Annotated in this window: 1 pseudogene; it reads left to right on the top strand. The window is 35.4% G+C overall.

The window, feature by feature from the left end:
* A pseudogene (locus tag ACY2RT_RS15340) lies at positions 1-277 on the top strand (RNA polymerase factor sigma-54); the annotation flags it as partial.

Genomic DNA, 277 nt, shown 5'->3' with positions numbered 1-277 from the left:
TACTTGTTGCAGCAATTAAATACATAACGGTTACATGAAGCAGAGAAAGCAATTGCCCATTTTTTGGTTGGCAGCGTAGATGAAAGTGGTTATATAAGACGTGACATACAAGACCTTGTAGATGATCTGGCATTTACACAAAATGTGTATACTTCTGAAGAAAATATTGAAAAGACCTTACAAATCGTTCAAGGATTAGATCCTGCAGGAGTAGGTGCCCGTAACCTTCAGGAATATTTATTAATTCAATTGAAAAGAAAAGAAGATAGCACTTCTA

The sequence above is a fragment of the Ulvibacter sp. 2210JD10-4 genome (genome assembly GCF_058148525.1).
The sequence above is the reverse complement of the archived record's forward strand: the minus strand, read 5'-3'. Positions and strand labels throughout refer to the sequence as shown.